At 57.5% G+C, this 19292-nt stretch carries 10 protein-coding genes and 4 pseudogenes; 7 read left to right on the forward strand and 7 right to left on the reverse strand.

Going from position 1 to position 19292, the window contains the following annotated elements:
- Positions 1 to 135 precede the first annotated feature (135 nt).
- Together C5J26_RS33195 and C5J26_RS09020 are read right to left on the reverse strand one after the other, a co-directional pair.
- Positions 136 to 903, reverse strand: a pseudogene (locus tag C5J26_RS33195) (IS110 family transposase); the annotation flags it as partial.
- A gap of 105 nt (positions 904 to 1008) precedes the next feature.
- On the reverse strand, positions 1009 to 1401 hold the full coding sequence (locus tag C5J26_RS09020; protein WP_105401469.1) for a helix-turn-helix domain-containing protein: 393 nt from the start codon (positions 1399 to 1401) through the stop codon (positions 1009 to 1011).
- An 81-nt stretch (positions 1402 to 1482) separates the two neighbouring features.
- On the opposite strand from C5J26_RS09020, the gene C5J26_RS09025 reads away from it, so the two are divergent.
- On the forward strand, positions 1483 to 2214 hold the full coding sequence (locus C5J26_RS09025; RefSeq protein ID WP_105401470.1) for an SDR family NAD(P)-dependent oxidoreductase: 732 nt from the start codon (positions 1483 to 1485) through the stop codon (positions 2212 to 2214).
- A 235-nt stretch (positions 2215 to 2449) separates the two neighbouring features.
- Here C5J26_RS09025 and C5J26_RS33630 read toward each other — a convergent pair.
- The 3 genes and pseudogenes from C5J26_RS33630 to C5J26_RS09045 form a co-directional block, all read right to left on the reverse strand.
- A pseudogene (locus C5J26_RS33630) lies at positions 2450 to 2635 on the reverse strand (DNA-binding protein); the annotation flags it as partial.
- 851 nt (positions 2636 to 3486) lie between these two features.
- Positions 3487 to 5586, reverse strand: coding sequence for an ATP-binding protein (locus C5J26_RS09040; RefSeq protein WP_245441129.1), 2100 nt, complete (start codon positions 5584 to 5586; stop codon positions 3487 to 3489).
- Between the two features lie 69 nt (positions 5587 to 5655).
- Complete coding sequence (locus C5J26_RS09045; RefSeq protein WP_245441130.1) at positions 5656 to 6867, reverse strand: hypothetical protein; 1212 nt, start codon at positions 6865 to 6867, stop codon at positions 5656 to 5658.
- Positions 6868 to 7441: 574 nt separating this feature from the next.
- Between C5J26_RS09045 and C5J26_RS09050 the strand changes: the two are divergent.
- The 6 genes and pseudogenes from C5J26_RS09050 to C5J26_RS09075 form a co-directional block, all read left to right on the forward strand.
- A pseudogene (locus tag C5J26_RS09050) lies at positions 7442 to 9755 on the forward strand (FdhF/YdeP family oxidoreductase).
- A 145-nt stretch (positions 9756 to 9900) separates the two neighbouring features.
- The gene (locus tag C5J26_RS09055; RefSeq protein ID WP_105401471.1) at positions 9901 to 10320 is read left to right on the forward strand and encodes a tautomerase family protein; all 420 of its coding nucleotides are present in this window, start codon (positions 9901 to 9903) and stop codon (positions 10318 to 10320) included.
- 41 nt (positions 10321 to 10361) lie between these two features.
- Positions 10362 to 11555: an efflux RND transporter periplasmic adaptor subunit gene (locus C5J26_RS09060; RefSeq protein ID WP_245441131.1), complete on the forward strand. Its 1194-nt coding sequence runs from the start codon at positions 10362 to 10364 to the stop codon at positions 11553 to 11555.
- Positions 11552 to 14737: an efflux RND transporter permease subunit gene (locus C5J26_RS09065; RefSeq protein ID WP_105401472.1), complete on the forward strand. Its 3186-nt coding sequence runs from the start codon at positions 11552 to 11554 to the stop codon at positions 14735 to 14737. Before C5J26_RS09060 ends, C5J26_RS09065 begins: the two co-directional genes overlap by 4 nt.
- 559 nt (positions 14738 to 15296) lie before the next feature.
- Entirely contained in the window at positions 15297 to 16820 is a 1524-nt protein-coding gene (locus C5J26_RS09070; protein ID WP_105401473.1) for an aldehyde dehydrogenase (NADP(+)), read from the forward strand.
- Between the two features lie 683 nt (positions 16821 to 17503).
- Positions 17504 to 17698: pseudogene (locus C5J26_RS09075) on the forward strand (transposase); the annotation flags it as partial.
- A gap of 117 nt (positions 17699 to 17815) precedes the next feature.
- Here the strand turns inward: C5J26_RS09075 and C5J26_RS09080 are convergent.
- Both C5J26_RS09080 and C5J26_RS09085 read right to left on the reverse strand, forming a co-directional pair.
- The gene (locus C5J26_RS09080; protein ID WP_105401474.1) at positions 17816 to 18130 is read right to left on the reverse strand and encodes an antibiotic biosynthesis monooxygenase; all 315 of its coding nucleotides are present in this window, start codon (positions 18128 to 18130) and stop codon (positions 17816 to 17818) included.
- 300 nt (positions 18131 to 18430) lie between these two features.
- Positions 18431 to 19135, reverse strand: a complete 705-nt coding sequence (locus tag C5J26_RS09085) for a type 1 glutamine amidotransferase domain-containing protein (RefSeq protein ID WP_105401475.1) — start codon at positions 19133 to 19135, stop codon at positions 18431 to 18433.
- Positions 19136 to 19292: the final 157 nt, after the last annotated feature.

The raw sequence follows: 19292 nt of genomic DNA on the forward strand, positions 1-19292 counted from the left end.
GACACAATTTTCGCCCACTGCCCATCGCTCAGTTCATAACGCTTAGCCGCCATAACGACCCCCGTGGTTCAACACGGTGTCCTATGAATCAGCGATCAGGTGATTTGGGAATCCTGAATGTCGATCCGACCTAGAGTTTTGTTTCGGGACTAAGCCAATCCAGGCACTCAGATCACGACCGGAACGAAAGACGCTGGGATCGGGAATACTGGCAGCCAGTGCTGTTGCCACCAATGGACCAACACCTGGAATTCCTTCGAGCTTACGACTGAGTTCGTGAGCGCGGTGCCACCTCATGATTTGCCGATCCATTTCCAGTATACGCTGCTTCAAGAGGTCGACTTGGTCCGCTAAAGCGGCAAGACATAAACATGCCTCCGCCGGTATCTCAGGTTTCTCGCCCTTCCGAATGAGATGGAGAAGCTCAAGCAGTCCATTGCGACCGATCCCCGCAACAATGCCGAACTCGGCGAGATGGGCGCGAACAGCATTGATGGTCATAGTCCGCTGGCGAATGAACAGCATGCGGGTCCGATGAAGCATCAGGATCGATTGCTAATCGGCTGTCTTGATCGGCACAAACCGCATGTTCGGCCGTGTCACCGCCTCGCATATTGCCTCTGCATCCGCCGCATCGTTCTTGTTGCGTTTGACGTAAGGCTTCACATAGCGCGGCGGCATCAGCCGGACCTCGTGCCCGACATTTGCCAGCTCTCGACCCCAATGATGCGCGGTTGCGCAGGCTTCTATGCCCACGAGGCAGGGTTTGAGGCTCGCGAAGAACTGAAGAACAAAGCGGCGCTTCAACTGTCGGCGGATGACGACCGTGCCGGTCGCGGAAATGGCGTGCACCTGGAACACCGACTTAGCAATGTCGAGTCCAATCGTGGTAATCTCTTCTATGGATGGCTCCTCCCATGCGGTTCCTGAACAACACCGCAAATATGGCACATCGCGATGCCGGCGGAGGAGCCGTCCACAGCATCAGAAGCGGACGCAGCGACGCCGTCAACGACGATTTCCCGTGTTGTCATAGCGTAGCGTGGCTGCCTCGACCTTATCGCCGTTAGCCGCTGCCCACGCGCACAATGCCTCAAACGGCTGCCGCAGAGAATGGCCCAGGGGAGTGATTGCATATTCGACGCCAATCGGCTGCGTCGGGAGTACGGTTCTCGTCACAAGGCCGTTCCGCTCAAGCCTCTTCAATGCGTCGGCCAGAGCCTTGTGCGTGATTCCGTCGAGACGCCGCTTGATTTCGTTGAAGCGCGCGGGTTGTGGACAGATGACCGTCAGTATCAGGATCGTCCATTTGTCAGCGATCTTGTCGAGCACCGGACGAACCTGCGCCATGTCGCAAAGCGCGCGATGAGAGAGGGCTTCCAGGTCGGTATACTCGTCCATATCTAGTCTATTCCAGGTGCGTAATTGATATCAGATATCCAACGTATATCATCTCGAGACCATTCAGTGAAAGGATTTACGATGGCTCGAATGATTAACAAGGTGGCTTTAGTCGTCGGTGGCGCGAAGGGTATCGGCCTGGCTATTGCGGAACGACTTTCTGCCGAAGGCGCACATGTCTTCATCACCAGTCGTAGAGGTGAAGATGCTGAAATCGCGGCCAAAGGCATCGGCAATGGCGCGGTCGCTATTACCGCTGACGCGAGCTCTCCGGAAGACATGGTAATTGCTGTCGAAAAAGTGCGCAAAGCATACGGTCGTATCGACGCGCTTGTTTTGAATGCAGGTCTTTCCGAGCCTTCGCAGATCGCCGAGATCACGCCGGAGCACTTCGACCGCCACTTCGACGTCAACGTTCGAGGGATGGTGTTCGGCCTCCAGGCAGTTCTTCCCGCAATGACAGAAGGCGGCTCGGTCGTCCTCGTCGGGTCCATAGCCGGGAACGCCGGCTACTCGGGTTACGGAACCTACTGCGCAACCAAAGCGGCCGTTCGATCCTACGCCAGAACCTGGACGGCAGAACTCGCACCCAAAGGTATTCGGGTCAATGTCGTTGCACCCGGCCCCACCGATACGGACATGATGGCAGCTGTCGCGGAAGACACTCGCGCGGCAATTGTTGCTCCCATTCCGATGGGTCGCATGGCACGGCCTTCAGAAATGGCTGCGGCCGCCTTGTTCTTATTGAGCGATGACGCGAGCTACATCGCCGGTGCTGAACTCTGCGTCGACGGCGGCTTGCGGCAAGTCTAGGGAGCCGCCGAAACGGTGTACCCGATCTCGAATGGTCGGGTACAGCAAAATGCGCTCGATGACAGAACGACTTCAAATTGAAACAGTTGACATCGAAAAAGGTCACTGAACACCGACCGTAATCATGTTAGCGCCTCGGTTCTTGGCGAGCCCGACCACCTGTCGTGAAACGTCCGCTTCGGGCCGAACCCGGTCTTCCGACGCATTCAAACTATGCCGAGCTTTCAATCCTGGATTACCGGAAATCTCGGGCTTTGGGGAATGGGCTCGGCATAGTATCCGGCTCGGGATAAGTGCCCTTATGCCGAACTCGGCATAACTGGATGAAGATGTCCCTCGCCTGCGGCACCGGCTTCGGCCTCTCGCGCCAGTCCGGACTTCCTGACGATCCGTGGGCGAATTCGTCTCCCCTGCCCGTCGGCAGTTTCAAGTCGACGTCGCCGATCCATGAGCTTAAGAAAAATAGCGTCCTCGCGGGCCTGGAGTTCGTTCGGATTCAGGTCTTTGAACATTCTAGTATCCTTCCTTGGAGTGCTAACCCATAAAGCAATGCTCCGCCGAAAGAACTCACGGCGTCAACTATACCCTCGACGAAGAGGTCATAGATAAGGAAGCGTTTCATACCGATCCGAGTTCCCGATGCGGCAGGTCAGCCGCGAAAACGAAGAACGAAGGGCGTCCACCAGAACCGAAGATGCGGACAAAGGTTGTCGCCTGCTGGGATCGTAGAGAGGGTAGCCCGCGAACGGAGGGCGCCACTCCTCCAAGACGCGCACGAGAGTTCCCACTGCGACATGATCGCCGACATGGTTCCATGACGAACCCCAGACCGAAGCCGTCAAGTGCGGCCCTGATGATCATGTGGTGTGGTTGAACGCGAGCTGACCGGTGACGCGGACACGGAGCTCGACCGCATCCTTCTCTAGCTCCCAGGGATAGGGGCGACCCCCGCCGAGCATCCGAAGGTTGATGCCTCGGTGAGCCGCAATATCCTGAGGCGTCGCCGGCGCAGGACGTGTGGCCAGATACTCGGGCGATCCTACGACCGCCATGCAGATCCCGACCGATCCGCATGGCAAACCATGCCCTTTGCCAGCGCCTCCCCGAGTCGCACTCCCGCGTCGATCCGCTCGGAGACTATCCTGTCAGGCTTGAATCCGTGACCAGCTCGACGTTGACCTCCGGATATTCCGGACTCTGGACGGCCGGCTTGATCAAGATGTTAATAACGCGAGGGCAACGAACGACCCATGATCCTATCGAACTAGAATCTCATTGGGATGAGCGCCGAAGAGGTATCGAAAACGAGACGGTCGCGCCCGGCCCGTCGTTCGGCTCTGCCCACATTATGCCACCGTGGTTTTCGATGATCGAGCGGCTGATAGCGAGACCGATTCCCATGCCGTCCTGCTTTGTGGTGAAGAAAGCTTCGAACATCCTGTCAGCATCCTCCAGCGGAAATCCAATGCCCACATCGGTAATCGACAAGACTGCCGAATCTTCGGTGTCCAGGTGGGTGCTCACGGTCAGGCTTCTTGGTCGGATTTCGATGTCGCCCATAGCGTCCCTTGCGTTCAACAGCATGTTTAAGATGACTTGCTGCAATTGGACGCGATCCCCCATGACCTGAAGTGGTTTGGTCTCTAGGTGAGCGATCACACTGATCGATTTCTGATGCAGGTCTCTCGCGCACAACACGATGACCTCGCGTGCAAGTTCGTTCAGGTCGGTATGCTCCATTGTAGATGGTTGGCGCGCGAACATTCCCCGGAGGCGCTTGATTACCTCCGTAGCGCGCAACGTATCACGAATGGTTCTTCGCGCAGTTTCGGAGACGGCTTCGATATTCGGGGGGCTGAGGGCTAGTAGGCGCAGACATGCATTGGCGTTGGTAAGAATGCCAGCCAGTGGCTGGCTGACCTCATGTGCAATCGATGCTGTTAGCGCGCTTATTGTCATGACGCGCGAGACGTAGGCCAAGTCTTCGCGGGCTCTAATTAGAGCTTCCTCTCCGCGCTGAAGTGCTTCCTGTGCGTTTTTGAAATCAGTGATGTCCTGAACGGTACCGACCAAAACCGGATTATCCCCGACATGATAGGAAACTTGTGCCAGCCCTCTTAGAAATTTGAGAGAGGCGTGTGAAGTCATGATCCTGAATGTGACATCAATGCTTTGCCCTGAAAGCGCGCGCTGAAATTCCGCGTCGAACTTTTCGAGATCGTCGCGATAGACTCGCTTCCGGAGGTCGTAGATGTCGGGTTCAAGGGACGGGTCGATATCGAATATCCGGTATAGTTCTTCAGAACACATGTATTCGTTGTTCCGGATGTCAAACGTGAAGCTTCCTGTCGAGCTGATGCGTTGGGCAGCAACAAGCTGAGCTTGGCTCCTGCGAACCTGTGTCTCCCGCCTCACCAGAGCTTCTTCGTGACGGGTTCTATCAATCGAGATACTGATGATGTTTATCGCTCGATCGACCACCTGTTGCTCAAATAGTGAGAAGGCGGCATGTCGCTGGCGGTAGATAGTGAAGACACCGGCCGTGTTTCCATACGGAGAAAGTATCGGGTTGGCCTGGCAGACATTGAAGCCGTTGAGAAGCATGAGCCTCCCCTCGGCCGTTCCTGCCAGCGCGTCAGAAGCACTGTCGAGAACTTCGACGGGACGCCGGCTGGTTGCAGCGAGGCCGCAAGGTCCGAGTCCGGCGGCGACCTCACTTCGGTCGAAAGCATCCTTGAATCCGCCCGGCAGCCTAGGTGCTGCACCAAAACGGAAGTGTCTGCGATCCAGAGACAACTCCAGAATACAGCAAAAGCAATCGTCGATTAGTTCCTCGACGAGACGGCAGACCTTGTCGAAAACCTCTGCTGTCGCCGTGCCTCTCGCGACCATTTCGAGTATTTCCGTCTCACGGTGAATGAGATGGCTGGCCTGCCATGAATCCGCAACTCTCTGAACGAAATTGGCGTCAGCACGCTTGTTGCGCTTGACAGCAACCCAACAGTATTCAATGGCGGCACCGTCGCCCCAGGGTGAGGACGACAATGCAAACCAGCAATACTCACCGCTCATCCGTCGAAGTCGCACATCGGCAATGAGGTCCAATCCTTCTCTACGAGCGTTCCGGATTTTAACAGGCAGTGTGATCGCATCATCTGGATGCAACGCGTTAAGCCCATCGGTTCCTTGACCTTCTAAGCCGAAATAGGCTCTGAAGCGGCTGTTGCCATAAATAGTTGAGCCCGCCTCGTCCGTTGTCCAAACGATCGCAGGAATTCGCTCGCATATCTCTGACAAGCTTAGCGTCGACAGAAATGCTGCCCCGTTGATGAAAATTACCGCCTTTAAGTTGCCTCGCCTGAATAAATGCACTCCACCATTCAAGATCCGGCAAAAGTACATATCATTCCGGCCACAAAGGCTGAAGAGTTTTTTGCTCTCTTAGTTCTCGTTGTGGTGACTACGAGGCATGTCCGGCGCGGCTGGATCAACGAGGAGTTTTGACCCGCGAACGCCACGAAAACCCGAGATCAAAAGCCGCGTCAAGAGGCCTAACACGGCAGATGCGAGAAGAGCGGTGGCGATGTTCAAAGTAATGGCGATCGATGTCCAACCGATTAGTGCAGAGATAAGTATCGTTGCAGCCGAGGTTGCAGTCTTAAGAAGCGAAAATACCTCAGGTCTCATCTCAGCTGTCACCCGATTTCCGATCTCGAACGAACAGTAAGCAACGAGCGGTACTCCGGCTGCTCCAACAATCGCGGAACCGAGCAATGATGCTGCCAAGGAGTGATTGACCGTAACCAGCGCTGCACCCGCGGTCGCCAAACTAAGCATAATGAGAACATGATACGCAGGATATTGCCGGTTGCGCATGCTCATCCAGGTGGATCCGACAAGAGATGCCACGCAAAGGGTACCCGTAATGACAGCGCCATGCTCTGGCCTCAAGCCTAACCCGAGCGCGATCGAAACAGCGCCGATTTCTATCGCACTAACAGCAGCGGCGTTGACACAGGCGCATGCAAGCCAGACCTCCACGCCCCGCGGGATCACCCCTTTGCCCGATAAAGCTATCGGTGGGGTCGCCTGATCTATGTAGGGCAGAACGATAGCCGGTGTAGAACCTATTATCGCTATCGCTCCTATGGCGAGAGCGGCGGATATGCTGCCAAGAGCCGCTGAGAATATGGGCGTGATAAGGAACGTGACTTCGGCGGCGATCACTCCAAACCCGAGGGTCTTAACCATCCGGGACGGTTCAACGAGTTGGTTGGCGGCGTCTCGTAGATAGCCAAAAGCGGCTCCCTGGACGAGACCTGCTACGGCGGCGGAACCAATCAATATATGAATGGACGCGTGCGCCGCGCAGGCTACGGCGCATGCGAGCATTGCAGCCATGCGAATTGCAATCAAGATTCTAAAGAATGAACTCTTGTCTATATGACGGCCCAGCCTTGCAATTGGAATTGCGCCGAGAAGTTGGGCGGTCGTCATGGCGGCAAGGACTTTTGCTCCGTCAGCGGCGTCTCCTGTCGAGGTCAATGCCGCCAATGCGAACGCAATCGGAGCACCTGCACGGGGCACAGAAAAGAGCCCATAACAAGCAGCCCAACGCAAGCTATTGCAATCTTTTGAAACGCCCCAATCCATTCTTGGCGCCAAAACCCATCGAGGCCTTCGTCAATGACGATAGCCAGGGAATCTCCCTCGCATGCTATGCAAATCCAACTTTTCATTTCTTAGTTTCCTCGCGAAGCTGCTCCAAGGCAACTATACCTAGGTATCGGTACCGTTGAACGGCTTGAAGTCAGGCTGCTCGTCCCGTGGAACTTTCGCGGTTCAATGGGGAAAGGGCATTCCAGCGGCACCACAGGCCTGGCCGCAGCCTACGCTTGCCTCGGCGACGCTTGCTGCTGCCGAGACTGACCGGTCCCTCACGCTCTTCTTCACGCTCGGGGGAGAGAGCGGCGATCGACTTGAAACACGGCGGCAGATTCGATCGCAAGGACTGGCGCAGATCAACAGCATTCTCCGCGACTCGCGGAATCTGGGAGGTCTATCTCGAATCCTTGTTGCGCCACGATTCAGGTGAGCTTTGCCCTCGAAGCCCAACAATTGCTCAGCATGACGACGTGTAGAGAGCAACAAGGCCGATACTCCAGTATAATGCCGCCAGCGAATTTCTGCTGATACCATCCTGCTGCTGCGATAGAAGGTGGACCAGATGCAAGAGAAGCGACCTGATGGCATCGGAATTTACACGAGTCCAGCCGGTGGGTGGGGTGCACTAAAGGCCGTGGCACTGACTTTGAAGCATCAGCAGATAGTCGCACAGGGGGCCGACCACCCTTCTCAAGGCGAACCAGCCAGAGGGTTTTGATTGTCCTGGATGCGCATGGCCGGACCCGAAACATACTTCGTCGTTCGAATTCTGCGAAAACGGTGCCAAGGCTATCACTTGGGAGTCAACCTCGAAGCGCGTAGAGTCGAGTTTCTTCGCCGAGTATCCCGTCTCGGAACTCTGGACCTGGACCGACCACAAGCTCGAGGACCAGGGCCGCCTCACCCACCCACTTATCTACGACCACGAAACCGATCGATACAAATCGATCGAGTGGCCCGAAGCCTTCTCCATCATTGGTGTCGAGCTGAATCGGATCGGGGATCCAAACCGTGCGGAATTTTACACGTCGGGGCGGGCGTCCAATGAAGCAGCGTTTCTCTTCCAACTTTTCGTCCGTGCCTACGGCACCAATAATTTTCCCGATTGCTCAAACATGTGCCACGAGGCCACAAGCGTTGGTCTGCCTAAGTCGATCGGCATCGGCAAGGGAACCGTTACCTTGGAAGACTTCGATCATTGCGACGCTATCTTCAGCTTCGGACACAATCCAGGCACCAATCATCCACGCATGATGACGACGCTGCATGAGGCTTCACGACGCGGTGTCCCGATCGTGGTCTTCAACCCGCTCAAGGAGCGCGCGCTCGAAAAGTTCGCAGCGCCACAAAACCCAATAGAGATGGCGACGCTTTCCTCGAGACCGATCGCTTCCGAGTACCACCAAGTCAGGATCGGCGGCGACATAGCGGCGTTGAAGGGACTGATGAAGCGGGTCTTCGAGCGCGACGCGGAGGATCTTGCCGGCGGCGGGGGCGGCTTTCTCGATAGAATATTCATTGCAGAGCACACCACCGGCATCGACGATCTCAGGAGGGATCTCGAAGCGACAAGCTGGAGTGAAATCGTCAAGAGTTCTGGCTTGTCCAAGGACGCCCTCTTTCAGGCGGCAGAAACGTATATCCGGGCAAAGAAGGTGATCCTCTGCTATGGCATGGGCATCACCCAACACAGCCGCGGAACGCTCGCCGTCCAGCAGATCGCCAACCTCCTTATGCTTCGAGGCAACATCGGCCGCGAGGGCGCCGGCATCTGCCCTCTCCGTGGACATTCAAACGTTCAGGGAGACCGCACGGTTGGCATCACTGAAGCTCCCGACAAAGCCCTGATCGACGGGATCGAGCGGGCCTTCGGGTTTCGGCCGCCGGAGGAAAAGGGGCACAACGCGATCGAGGCGATTGAGGCAATTAGGTCCGGACGGTCCAAGGCACTGGTGTGCCTCGGAGGAAATCTTGCCGTGGCCATCTCCGACCCCGAACTGGTATTTGACGGAATGAAGAAGCTCGACCTCGCGGTCCATATCGCCACCAAGCTGAACCGTTCCCATCTCTTAGTGGCGAGGACGTCAATCATCCTACCTTGCCTGGGACGCACGGATCTCGACGCTCAATCGTCGGGACCACAATCAGTTACCGTGGAGGATTCCATGTCGATGGTCCACGCCTCCCGCGGCTTCCTAAATCCGCCGAGCGCGCTCCTGAAATCGGAGCCCGCGATCATTGGAGAGATCGCGAAGGCAACGCTCAGGGGTAAATACCACATCGACTGGGACGGCATGGTCTCTGACTACGACCGCATCCGGGACAAGATCGAAGAAGTCTTTCCGATTTTTTATGACTTCAACAAGCGCGTCCGGGTGAAGGGTGGCTTCAGGCTCGATATTCCCCCCTCTTACAGAAGATGGAACACCGCCACAGGCAAAGCGACCTTTCTGGTTGCAGAGGGTCTCAACGAGGATCCGCTGTTCAACCACCCGGATATGCTGATGTTGACGACAATTCGTAGCCACGACCAATACAACACTACCATCTATGGACTCGACGACCGCTACCGGGGCGTCTGGGGTCGCCGCGACGTCATCTTCATGAACAAGGAGGACCTAGCCATGCGTGGCCTCTCCGACGGAGACAGGATCGACATTGCATCCAACGTCAAGGGGAAAGGTCCCACCCGGTCAGTGAGGGGGTTCACGGCTGTCGCCTACAACATTCCGGTGGGATCGGTTGCGGGATATTATCCAGAGATGAACGCTGTCATTCCGCTCGGACATTTCGATCCACTGTCGGGTACTCCCGCCTTCAAGGGGATACCAATCACCATCGCAGCGGCCGGGGCTGACATATCTCCCGCTCGATAACCGAGAATGCACGGTGACATCATGATGTCTCCCATCGGGGGCGCAGAAGAAAACGATCGTATCAAACAATAAGCCCGGATCAGCCAAAGTTACTGTCGACACTCAATCCATAGGCGCGTGAAGCGCGGCGGTTGGGAGTGAGACAATGCCGATCATAAGGCTGGATGTTGTCAGAGGGCGTTCTCCGGATGAGATCACCGAGCTTCTCGATACTGCGCATGCAGCGGTCGTGGAGTCGCTCGGTGTGCCAGTGTCCGACCGTTACCAGATCCTCAGCGAACACGGACAGGCCGAGATCGCGGCATTGGACACAGGCCTCGGCTTTCAACGGAGCCGGGAAATTGTCATCATCCAGATCACGACGCGCCCTAGATCCGACAGCGAAAAGAAGACCCTCTACAAACGACTTGCAGAGATGCTTGAGGAGCGCTGCGGCTTGCGGCCGTCAGACCTTGTCGTGTCCCTGGTCGAGAATACCGACGCCGACTGGTCCTTCGGCGGCGGCGAGGCCCAATTCCTGACCGGCGCCCTACCTGCGAAACCACCGTCCGATTCCGGAGGCTAGGTCACCCAATCCCACCGACGCGATGACACGAGGAAAACCTCATGCAATTCCACCGCATGCTATTGTACCGCCCCCTACTCTTGCTCGGCACTCTGTCAGCCTCCGTCGTCCATGGCCAGGATGGGTCATTGCCGCCGCAGGTTGCTGTGGCAAAGCCGCTGGTCAGAGAGGTCGTCGACAGGGACCACTTTATCGGCCGCTTCGAAGCGTCCGAATATGTCTCAATTCGCTCACGCGTCGGCGGCTACCTTAAAACCATTGGATTCAAGGACGGCCAGATGGTCAAGGAGGGCGATCAGCTTTTCGAAATTGACCCGCGGCCGTTCGTCGCGGCGCTGGATGAAGCGAACGCGAAGTTGGGCGTAGCTCAATCGAGCCTCACCTATGCGCAGGCCGACTTCGACCGTGTCCACGCGCTTGTAAAGTCGGGCAGCTCGACGGTTTCCACGCTCGACGACCGTCGCAAGGAGTTCGAGTCTGCGCAAGCAGATCTGCAGGGCGCGCAGGCAAGCGTCGACCGCGCCAAACTCGATCTCCTGTACAGCAAAATCACCGCACCACTTGGCGGCAGGATCGATCGTCATCTCATGTCGGTTGGAAATGTCGTGCAGGCTGATCAGACTGAGCTTACGACGATCGTCGCCACCGATCCAATCGACTTCTACTTCGATATTGATGAGCGACGCCTCCTCAATTATGCCGAAACGGCTCGCAGCATGGGTACTTTTTTGCAGGAAGGTGCCGGTGGGCTGAAGGTCGCCGTGCGGCTGGCAGACGATCGGCAGACCACCTATTCGGGGACAGTGGATTTCGCTGAGAACCGAATAGACTCAGCCACGGGAACGCTGCGATTGAGAGCACGGTTCGCTAACCCGAGCCAAACCCTCCAGCCGGGCTTGTTCGGTCATGTGGAAGTAGAAGGTTCGACCCCGTACACGGCGGTGCTCCTTCCCGACGACGCTATCGCGGCCGACCAGAACGAGCGCGTGGTCTATGCGCTCAATCCTGACAACACCGTCAGAACCGTGCCGATTCAACCGGGTCCAAAGGTTTACGGTTACCGGGTTGTGCGGACAGGCCTCAAGGGTGACGAACGCATCGTCGTCAAAGGCATCGTGCGCGTCCGGCCCGGAACCAAGGTCGATCCCGTCGAAACGGTGTTGAATACGGAGAACAAATCAGACGTTCCCGCAACGGCCCAGGAAGCGGCCGTCGCGACTGGAGCCGTCAGATGAGGTTCGCCCACTTCTTCGTCGACCGCCCGATCTTCGCTTCGGTCATCTCCCTGGTGCTGATCATCGTGGGAGCGGTTGCGTATTTCCTGCTTCCCGTCGCCCAGTATCCGGAGATCGCACCGCCCACGATCGTGATTCGGACCTCCTATCCAGGTGCGGATCCCCAGACGATCGCCGACTCGGTCTCGAATCCTATCGAACAGCAGGTCAACGGCGTCGAGGACATGCTCTACATGTCGTCGTACTCAAGCGCCGATGGCAACATGGCGCTTACGGTTACCTTCAAGCTAGGGACGGATCTCGATAAGGCTCAGGTGCTCGTTCAGAACAGGGTGGCGGTGGCCCTGCCTCGCCTGCCCCAGGAGGTCCAGCGTCTGGGAGTTACGACCGCCAAGAGTTCGCCCGACCTGATGATGGTCATCCACATCCTGTCTCCAAGGGGGCGCTATGACCAGCTCTATGCATCAAACTATGCTCGTAACCGCATCCGTGACGTCCTCGTCCGTTTGGAGGGGGTTGGCGACGTGCAGGTTTTCGGGGAGCGACAATATTCTATGCGCATCTGGCTCGACCCGCAGAGGCTCTCTGCTTACGGCATGACGGCTACCGACGTGGTAGGTGCTCTTCGCGACCAGAACGTTCAAGTTTCTGGCGGGTCGATCGGAGCGCCACCTGCAGAAACTGGCAACTCCTTCCAGTATGCGATACGCACCGAAGGCCGATTCGCAGATACAGAGCAGTTTCGCTCCGTCATCGTAAAGGCAACTTCCGAAGGTCGTCTGGTCAAGCTCGAAGACGTCGCACGCGTCGAACTTGGCGCCCAGGATTATGTGACGAACAGCTACCTCGACAACGATCCGGCGATCGGGCTTGGCATCTTCGCAAGGCCTGGAACGAACGCTCTCGATACGGCTAGCCAAGTCAAGGCCATCATGTCGGACCTATCGAAGGATTTTCCACCCGGACTCGAATACCGCGTCGTCTACGATACGACCGAGTTCGTTTCCGCGTCCATCGCCGACGTCTATCGGACGATCGGCGAAGCAGTGGTGCTGGTCGCGCTCGTCGTATTCGTGTTCCTGCAGTCGTGGCGCACCGCCATCATCCCGATCGTTGCCATCCCAGTGTCACTTATCGGCACCTTTGCCTTCCTTGCTACCTTCGGCATGTCACTCAATATGCTCACTCTGTTCGGCCTGGTGCTCGCGATCGGCATCGTGGTGGACGATGCGATCGTCGTCGTTGAGAACGTCGAGCGAAATCTGGCCAACGGCATGCCCCCGCGTCAAGCTGCACATGTTACGATGAATGAGGTCGGGTCGGCGGTCGTAGCAATCTCGCTTGTACTGATCGCGGTCTTCGCGCCGACAGCGTTCATCCCTGGCATCTCCGGGCAGTTCTACAAACAGTTTGCCGTCACCATATCGATCGCGACGGCGATATCTGCCCTGAACTCGCTCACCTTATCTCCGGCGCTCGCCGCCATCGTGCTGAAGAAGCATGAACACCTCAGGGAGCGGACGAACATCTTCGCGAAGATCGGGGATCGCGCGGCGGGCGGTTTCAACCGAAGCTTCGATGCTATCAGTCACGGCTATTCGTCCTCCATCCGCTCGATTGTCCGTTCCTGGATACGTGTCGGCTGCGCGATGATTGTCTTCGTCGGTCTGCTCGGCGCCACCTGGTTCATGAGCACCAAGGTACCCAGCGGGTTTATTCCGGTGTTGGATCAAGGCTATGCGATCGTGGTTGTACAGCTTCCGGAAGGTTCCTCGCTCGATAGGACCGACGCGGTAGTTCGGAAGGTCGCTGACATCGCGAAAAGGGTCCCAGGCGTCGGCAACGCTGTAGAGTTCGCCGGCTTTAGCGGCGCCACCTTCACGAACGCTTCGAACGCTGGTGTCGTCTTCACCCCATTCAAGCCATTCGAGGAAAGGCTAGATGCTGGAGATACAGCCGACAAGATCATAGGGACGCTTTATAGGAATCTTCAAAGTGTCGATGAAGCATTCATCATCGCCATACCTCCGCCGCCGGTCCAAGGCATTGGCAATTCCGGCGGCTTCAAGATGCAGGTCATGGACCAGGAGGGCTCCACCATGACCCGTGCGCTTGGCCTCGCACGCCAGCTTGCGGCGGCTGCTAACCAGACGTCGGAACTCGCTGGTGTTTTCACAACCTTTTCGGAATCGACCCCGGAATTCTTCATTGATGTTGACCGTGACAAAGCTGAATATCTCAACGTTTCGATCCCGAGCATCTTCGACACGCTTTCGACCAATCTTGGCATCTCCTACGTGAACGACTTCAACGCCTTCGGGCACGTCTATCAGGTGCGAGCGCAGGCGGGCGAGCAATTTCGGATGGAAAAGGAAGACATGCTGGACCTCAAGGTGAGGTCAGCGACAGGGGCGCTGGTTCCGCTCGGCACGCTGGCGAATATCCGCGAAACAAGTGGCCCATCTCTCGTGCAGCGTTACAACATGTACGTATCTGTGCCTTTGCAGGGCAACGCCGCGCCGGGCATTTCAACCGGCGAGGCCATCCAGAAGATGGAGGCGCTTGCAGTAAAGGTACTTCCACCTGGCACGACTTTCGAATGGACTGAACTTGCCTATCAGCAGACGCATGCCGGCGGCGGCAGTGTAACGTGGATTCTCGCTTTGTCCGTCGTCTTCGTCTTCCTGGCGCTCTCGGCTCAATACGAAAGCTGGGTGCTGCCGCTGGCGATCATCCTGATCGTGCCATTGGCGGTGCTCGGCGCCTTGATCGGCATTTATGTCCGCGGGATGGACAACAACGTGCTCACCCAAATCGGCTTCGTCGTGCTGATCGGTCTGGCGGCGAAGAACGCGATCCTGATCGTTGAATTTGCTCGTCAGGCCCAAGAAGAAGGCAAGACGGCGGTCGATGCCGCAATAGAGGCGAGCCGACTGCGCCTCCGGCCAATCCTGATGACCGCCTTCGCATTCATCTTTGGCGTCCTCCCGATGATGATCGCGGAAGGCCCCGGTGCTGAGATGCGCCAGTCTCTAGGCACTGCCGTCTTCAGCGGCATGCTGGGGGTAACGATCTTCGGCCTGTTTTTAACGCCGGTCTTCTACGTGCTCTTGCGAGCCAGCTATAAGCCGCGCGTACACGAGAGTGAAAGCAAAACGCCTCTCCCGCAGGCAGCGGATTGAATACGGGATGACAGGGCCCTAGGAGCTTGAATGGCTGAAGTGCGATCACCGCGGCCTTCGCGGATGATTACTGGGAGCGTTTGAACTTGCCGCTTCAGGCCCTCTGCAGTCAGCGGGACCGGTGGCTTCCGTCGCTCGCCTCAGCATACCCCATGCTCGCGGTGTCCGTCTCTCGTCACCGAGGACTGCCTCACTCATCGAGGGAGCAAGCCGCACGCACCGCCGATGCCGACCGATACCTATGTGCAATTATACAAATCCGCTCAACGATTTAAGCTCTGAATGTCGCCTCCTCCTCCACAGAGCGACAGCTCAAGTAGCGACAGCGCTCCCGCGTCCTCCCCTCCGCTGGAGCGCGCGGACCTCATGGTCCGCGAAGGCCGTTTCCATCCTCCTGGAGACGGCCTTCCTTTTTTGTGCTGCAGGTTATGCGAAAGCGATCGTTCCGCCAACGTCCTCAACCATCGGCGGGCACCGCTCGATGGAGAGTAGGCGGCAGTAGTGACACGAGCCGGCGGGCTTCCTATATCGAGGTCTGCGATCTGAAAGGAAATCTACCATGACCCTCAACGGAAACCTGCTAATCGCGGGATCGGAAAAACGCGGCTCGAATGGCGAATTCCACGGTATCGACGCGGCGACCGGAAACTCGCTTGCCGTTTCGTTCGGCGGAGCGTCTGTGGAGGACGTCGAGCGAGCCGCTGGGCACGCTTGGGAAGCCTTCAACTCCTACCGTGAAACTGATCTTGAGACCCGAGCTGGTTTCCTCGAAAGGATCGCCCAGGAGATCGAGGCGATCGGCGATGAACTCATCGTGCGCGCGATGGCGGAAACGGGCCTTGCTCGCGGAAGACTGGAAGGAGAACGTGCACGAACGACCGGGCAGCTCCGTCTATTCGCTCGGGAAGTTCGGGATGGGCGCTTCCAAGAGCTTCGTTTCGATCCGGGTGATCCTTCCCGCACGCCGGTCCCCAAACCGGATCTCAAGTTGAGAAACGTTCCGATCGGTCCGGTCGCGGTGTTTGGAGCATCCAACTTTCCCCTCGCCTTCTCGGTCGCAGGCGGCGATACGGCTTCGGCCCTCGCCGCCGGCTGTCCGGTGGTTGTGAAAGCACATTCTGCGCATCCCGGTACCTCCGAACTGGTCGGCCGAGCGGTGCAGCGCGCTGTATCCGGCGCAGGTCTTCATACGGGTGTTTTCGCGCTTCTGTTCGACGCCGGCTTTGAGGTCGGGCAGAAGCTCGTGGCCGACTCCAGGATACGGGCGGTGGGCTTCACTGGCTCCCGCAGAGGCGGCACCGCGCTGATGGAGATCGCATCCCGGCGCAAGCAGCCCATCCCGGTCTATGCCGAGATGAGCAGCATCAATCCCGTCATTCTGTTTCCCCACGCCCTGGAGACTCGGGCTACCGACATTGCCTCCTCATTCGTGGCATCTCTAGTCCTTGGCGCTGGTCAATTCTGCACGAATCCCGGCCTCATCCTTGCCGTAGACGGCAAGGGACTTGACGTCTTCATCGCGAAGGCGGGCGAGCTGCTGCCAGACGTCGATGCTCAGGCGATGCTGACGCCATCGATCGCGAAGGCTTACGGCGAAGGGATCGCCAGGCTCCGGCAGCATCCGGAGGTCCGCGTGGTGGCCTCAGGCAAGGCCGGAAGCACGTTCCAAGGTTCGGCCGCACTTTTCGAAACGTCGGCGCGGGCGTTTCTCGCTCACAACGAGCTTCAGGACGAAGTGTTCGGAGCTGCCGGACTGATTGTCCGTTGCGAGGACCTTTCTCAGCTCGAGAGCGTGATCGATAATCTCGAGGGGCAGCTCACGGTAGCGCTTCACGTCACGGATGAAGACGAAGTTGAAGCGCGCCGTCTGGTGCCAAAGCTTGAGATGCTTGCCGGCCGACTTCTGGTGAATGGTTTCGGAACCGGCGTCGAGGTGTCGCCTGCGATGGTTCATGGCGGCCCCTATCCGGCGACCGCAGACGGTAGGTCCACCTCGGTCGGAACACTTGCGATCTACAGGTTTTTGAGGCCCGTATCATACCAAGATTTTCCGAGCGCTCTTCTACCAGCAGCGCTCCGATAGCAGTCTGGATGTCGGTCGCTCCAATCGACCGAGCGAACCATTCTCGTTTTGCGGATGGAGACGTCGCACGAGTCTTGGCGAGCGCGGCCCGGCCGTGAATCCGTTGGACAAGGTACCGCCCCTGATCGTTGAGCTTAGCTCCTCGGCCTGGCATCCGAGACTTCTCGATCTCCAGAGATCGTGGAACCTCGGCGACCCAGTGATCGCTCGCCTTGACTAAACTGTAGCAGCATCGATTTTCGCCGGAATGCTTTTCTCAGACTGGCCCTACGAAATGGCAATCTACCCGGAGCAGAGCGCCTTTCGCCCGCGCCCTATGCTCCTCCGACCCGAATTCTCCTGGATCCGCGGGGAAACAGACGCGGGTTGCAGGCACAGGCCGCGTCCCTAGGACAAGTGCTATCAGCAGAACCGCGATTGCCAATATGATTGCGATGCTCGGAAACCCGGAACCTGATCGCCTGTCGTCATGGAACATCGTCTTCTTCTCCGGTTTCGGCCACGCCGGGACGGCGGGGGTGGAGACGAGTATGTCGATCGCCTGCTAGGATGGCAGTTGAACCTAGGTATCGGCCATACCTAAGTAGGACCGATATCACCTCATGTCGCGAGACAAGTTTGCGCGATGGGCGGAGGTATATGTCTCAGGGCACAGACGAAATCCGACGCTCGCCGATGGTGAAATAGTCCGAAAGCCGAAGGATCAGGTCGGCTTCGCTGTTCATCCAAAGCGGTGGGTCGTTGAACACTTCTTCGCTTGGATCAGTCGCAACCGCCGGCTCTGGAAGGATCTGGAATCGACCATCAAGTCAGCAAAGGCTTTCCTTTATGCCGCATCCATCATGACGCTTGTCCGACGCATCGCGCGCCACTCATGAATACCCGGCAGACTCTTCGGGATCAACTACGGTTCCGGCGAGTCGCACAGCCTCAGCCCAAGCCGACAATGGCGCTGCCGTCAGATAATCGTTTCATCGTGTGAAAAGATAGGACTGCTATACGGAAGGAGAGAACGCACGCTCGACACGGTACATACCGGGCTCAAATGTGGAGAAACCCAGTGCTTCCTTGAGGTAGGGCAACGGCCTAGGGTCGGCACGCATGGCCTCATAGTCGGCGGCGCTTCTCCACCTCGCATACATGGCGACTTTGGTACCGTCGACACTTTTGTGCAGTGCTGCTGAAATGAAGCCAGGCGCTTGATCCACCACGCCGCTCGTTGCGGATGTCAAAAGGTCCACAAGCCTATCTTGATCGTCCGGGCTGACGGTAAAGACGTTGATCATTACGATGCCTTGGTCGTCGGTCATTCGTATATCGCTTTCGTTTATTTTGTGATTATCGGCCGCTCGTTGACGGCTGATTCCGCACACATGGGGATAAATAGTTTCGAAGACAATCCACTAGAGGCCCGTAGAGCGTCAGTGAGCAGCGTCATGCCTCACCTGCTACGCTTGCCATGCCCAACACGATCACGCGTCCGTGACGCTCTGGCCGCAGACATCTTCGCGGAATCATTATCGACCCGATCGCTCAGCCCTATTCTGGGACAGACTCTTAGGCCGCAAATATGTCTTTGCGGCCCCACTCCACTCTGTTCTACTCCGGGGTCAGGCGGCGCTCGTGACGCTCGCCTTCATCTCGTTGAGCAACTTGATCAACGCCTGGGCGCCGGCGGTCGAAGATGCTGGATTCTGTCCGGTGATCAGCCTGCCGTCTGTAATGGCGAGGCTTTCCCAATTCGGCTTCTTCTCGTAAAGGCCGCCGAGCCGTTTGAGCTCGTCCTCCACGAGGAACGGTACGACCTTCGTCAATTGGACCTCTTCCTCCTCAGTGTTGGTAAAGCCCGTCACCCTCTTGCCCTTGACGATCGAAGCACCCTGATAGGTCACGCGATGCAACACGGCAGGTGCGTGGCAGACCGCCGCGACCGGTTTTCCGGAGTTGTAGAAGGACTCGATGAGCTTGATCGATTCGGGATTGTCCACGAGGTCCCACATCGGACCATGGCCGCCAGGATAAAATACTGCATCGAAATCGTCGGAGCGCACTTCGCTCAACATCTTGGTGGTCGCGAATACTTTTTGCGCAGCCCTATCCTCCTTGAATCTTGCCATGGCAGCGGTCTGGTTCTCCGGCAGATCGCTTTTTGGATCGATCGGGGGTTGACCGCCCTTTGGTGACACGAGTGTCAAATCGGCACCCGCATCGCGAAAGACATAATAGGGCGCGGCGCCCTCCTCGAGCCAGAAGCCCGTTTTGCGCCCAGTGCTTCCGAGGATGTCATGCGAGGTAAATACCATGAGGATTTTCATCGTTCGGTTCCTTCCAATCCTGTTCCACAGCGAGACGGCTGCACTCCAGCAACTAACGAAGACGGAAGTATATTGCAGTTGCACCTTGGTATCGCCGAGACCTTAGTGTCGGTCGGAAAGGTGGTGTTGATGCAACGACACTCCACGCGGGTGACAA

The sequence above is a fragment of the Neorhizobium sp. T7_12 genome (assembly GCF_002968535.1).
Lineage (GTDB): Bacteria > Pseudomonadota > Alphaproteobacteria > Rhizobiales > Rhizobiaceae > Neorhizobium > Neorhizobium tomejilense.

Excerpts from the sequence above, each read along its gene's own strand:
- C5J26_RS09085 (WP_105401475.1), bottom strand. The coding sequence starts at position 19,135 with ATGAAAATCCTCATGGTATTTACCTCGCATGACATCCTCGGAAGCACT.
- C5J26_RS09060 (WP_245441131.1), top strand. The coding sequence starts at position 10,362 with ATGCAATTCCACCGCATGCTATTGTACCGCCCCCTACTCTTGCTCGGC.
- C5J26_RS09070 (WP_105401473.1), top strand. The coding sequence starts at position 15,297 with ATGACCCTCAACGGAAACCTGCTAATCGCGGGATCGGAAAAACGCGGC.
- C5J26_RS09025 (WP_105401470.1), top strand. The coding sequence starts at position 1,483 with ATGGCTCGAATGATTAACAAGGTGGCTTTAGTCGTCGGTGGCGCGAAG.
- C5J26_RS09045 (WP_245441130.1), bottom strand. The coding sequence starts at position 6,867 with ATGGATTGGGGCGTTTCAAAAGATTGCAATAGCTTGCGTTGGGCTGCT.
- C5J26_RS09020 (WP_105401469.1), bottom strand. The coding sequence starts at position 1,401 with ATGGACGAGTATACCGACCTGGAAGCCCTCTCTCATCGCGCGCTTTGC.
- C5J26_RS09065 (WP_105401472.1), top strand. The coding sequence starts at position 11,552 with ATGAGGTTCGCCCACTTCTTCGTCGACCGCCCGATCTTCGCTTCGGTC.
- C5J26_RS09055 (WP_105401471.1), top strand. The coding sequence starts at position 9,901 with ATGCCGATCATAAGGCTGGATGTTGTCAGAGGGCGTTCTCCGGATGAG.
- C5J26_RS09080 (WP_105401474.1), bottom strand. The coding sequence starts at position 18,130 with ATGACCGACGACCAAGGCATCGTAATGATCAACGTCTTTACCGTCAGC.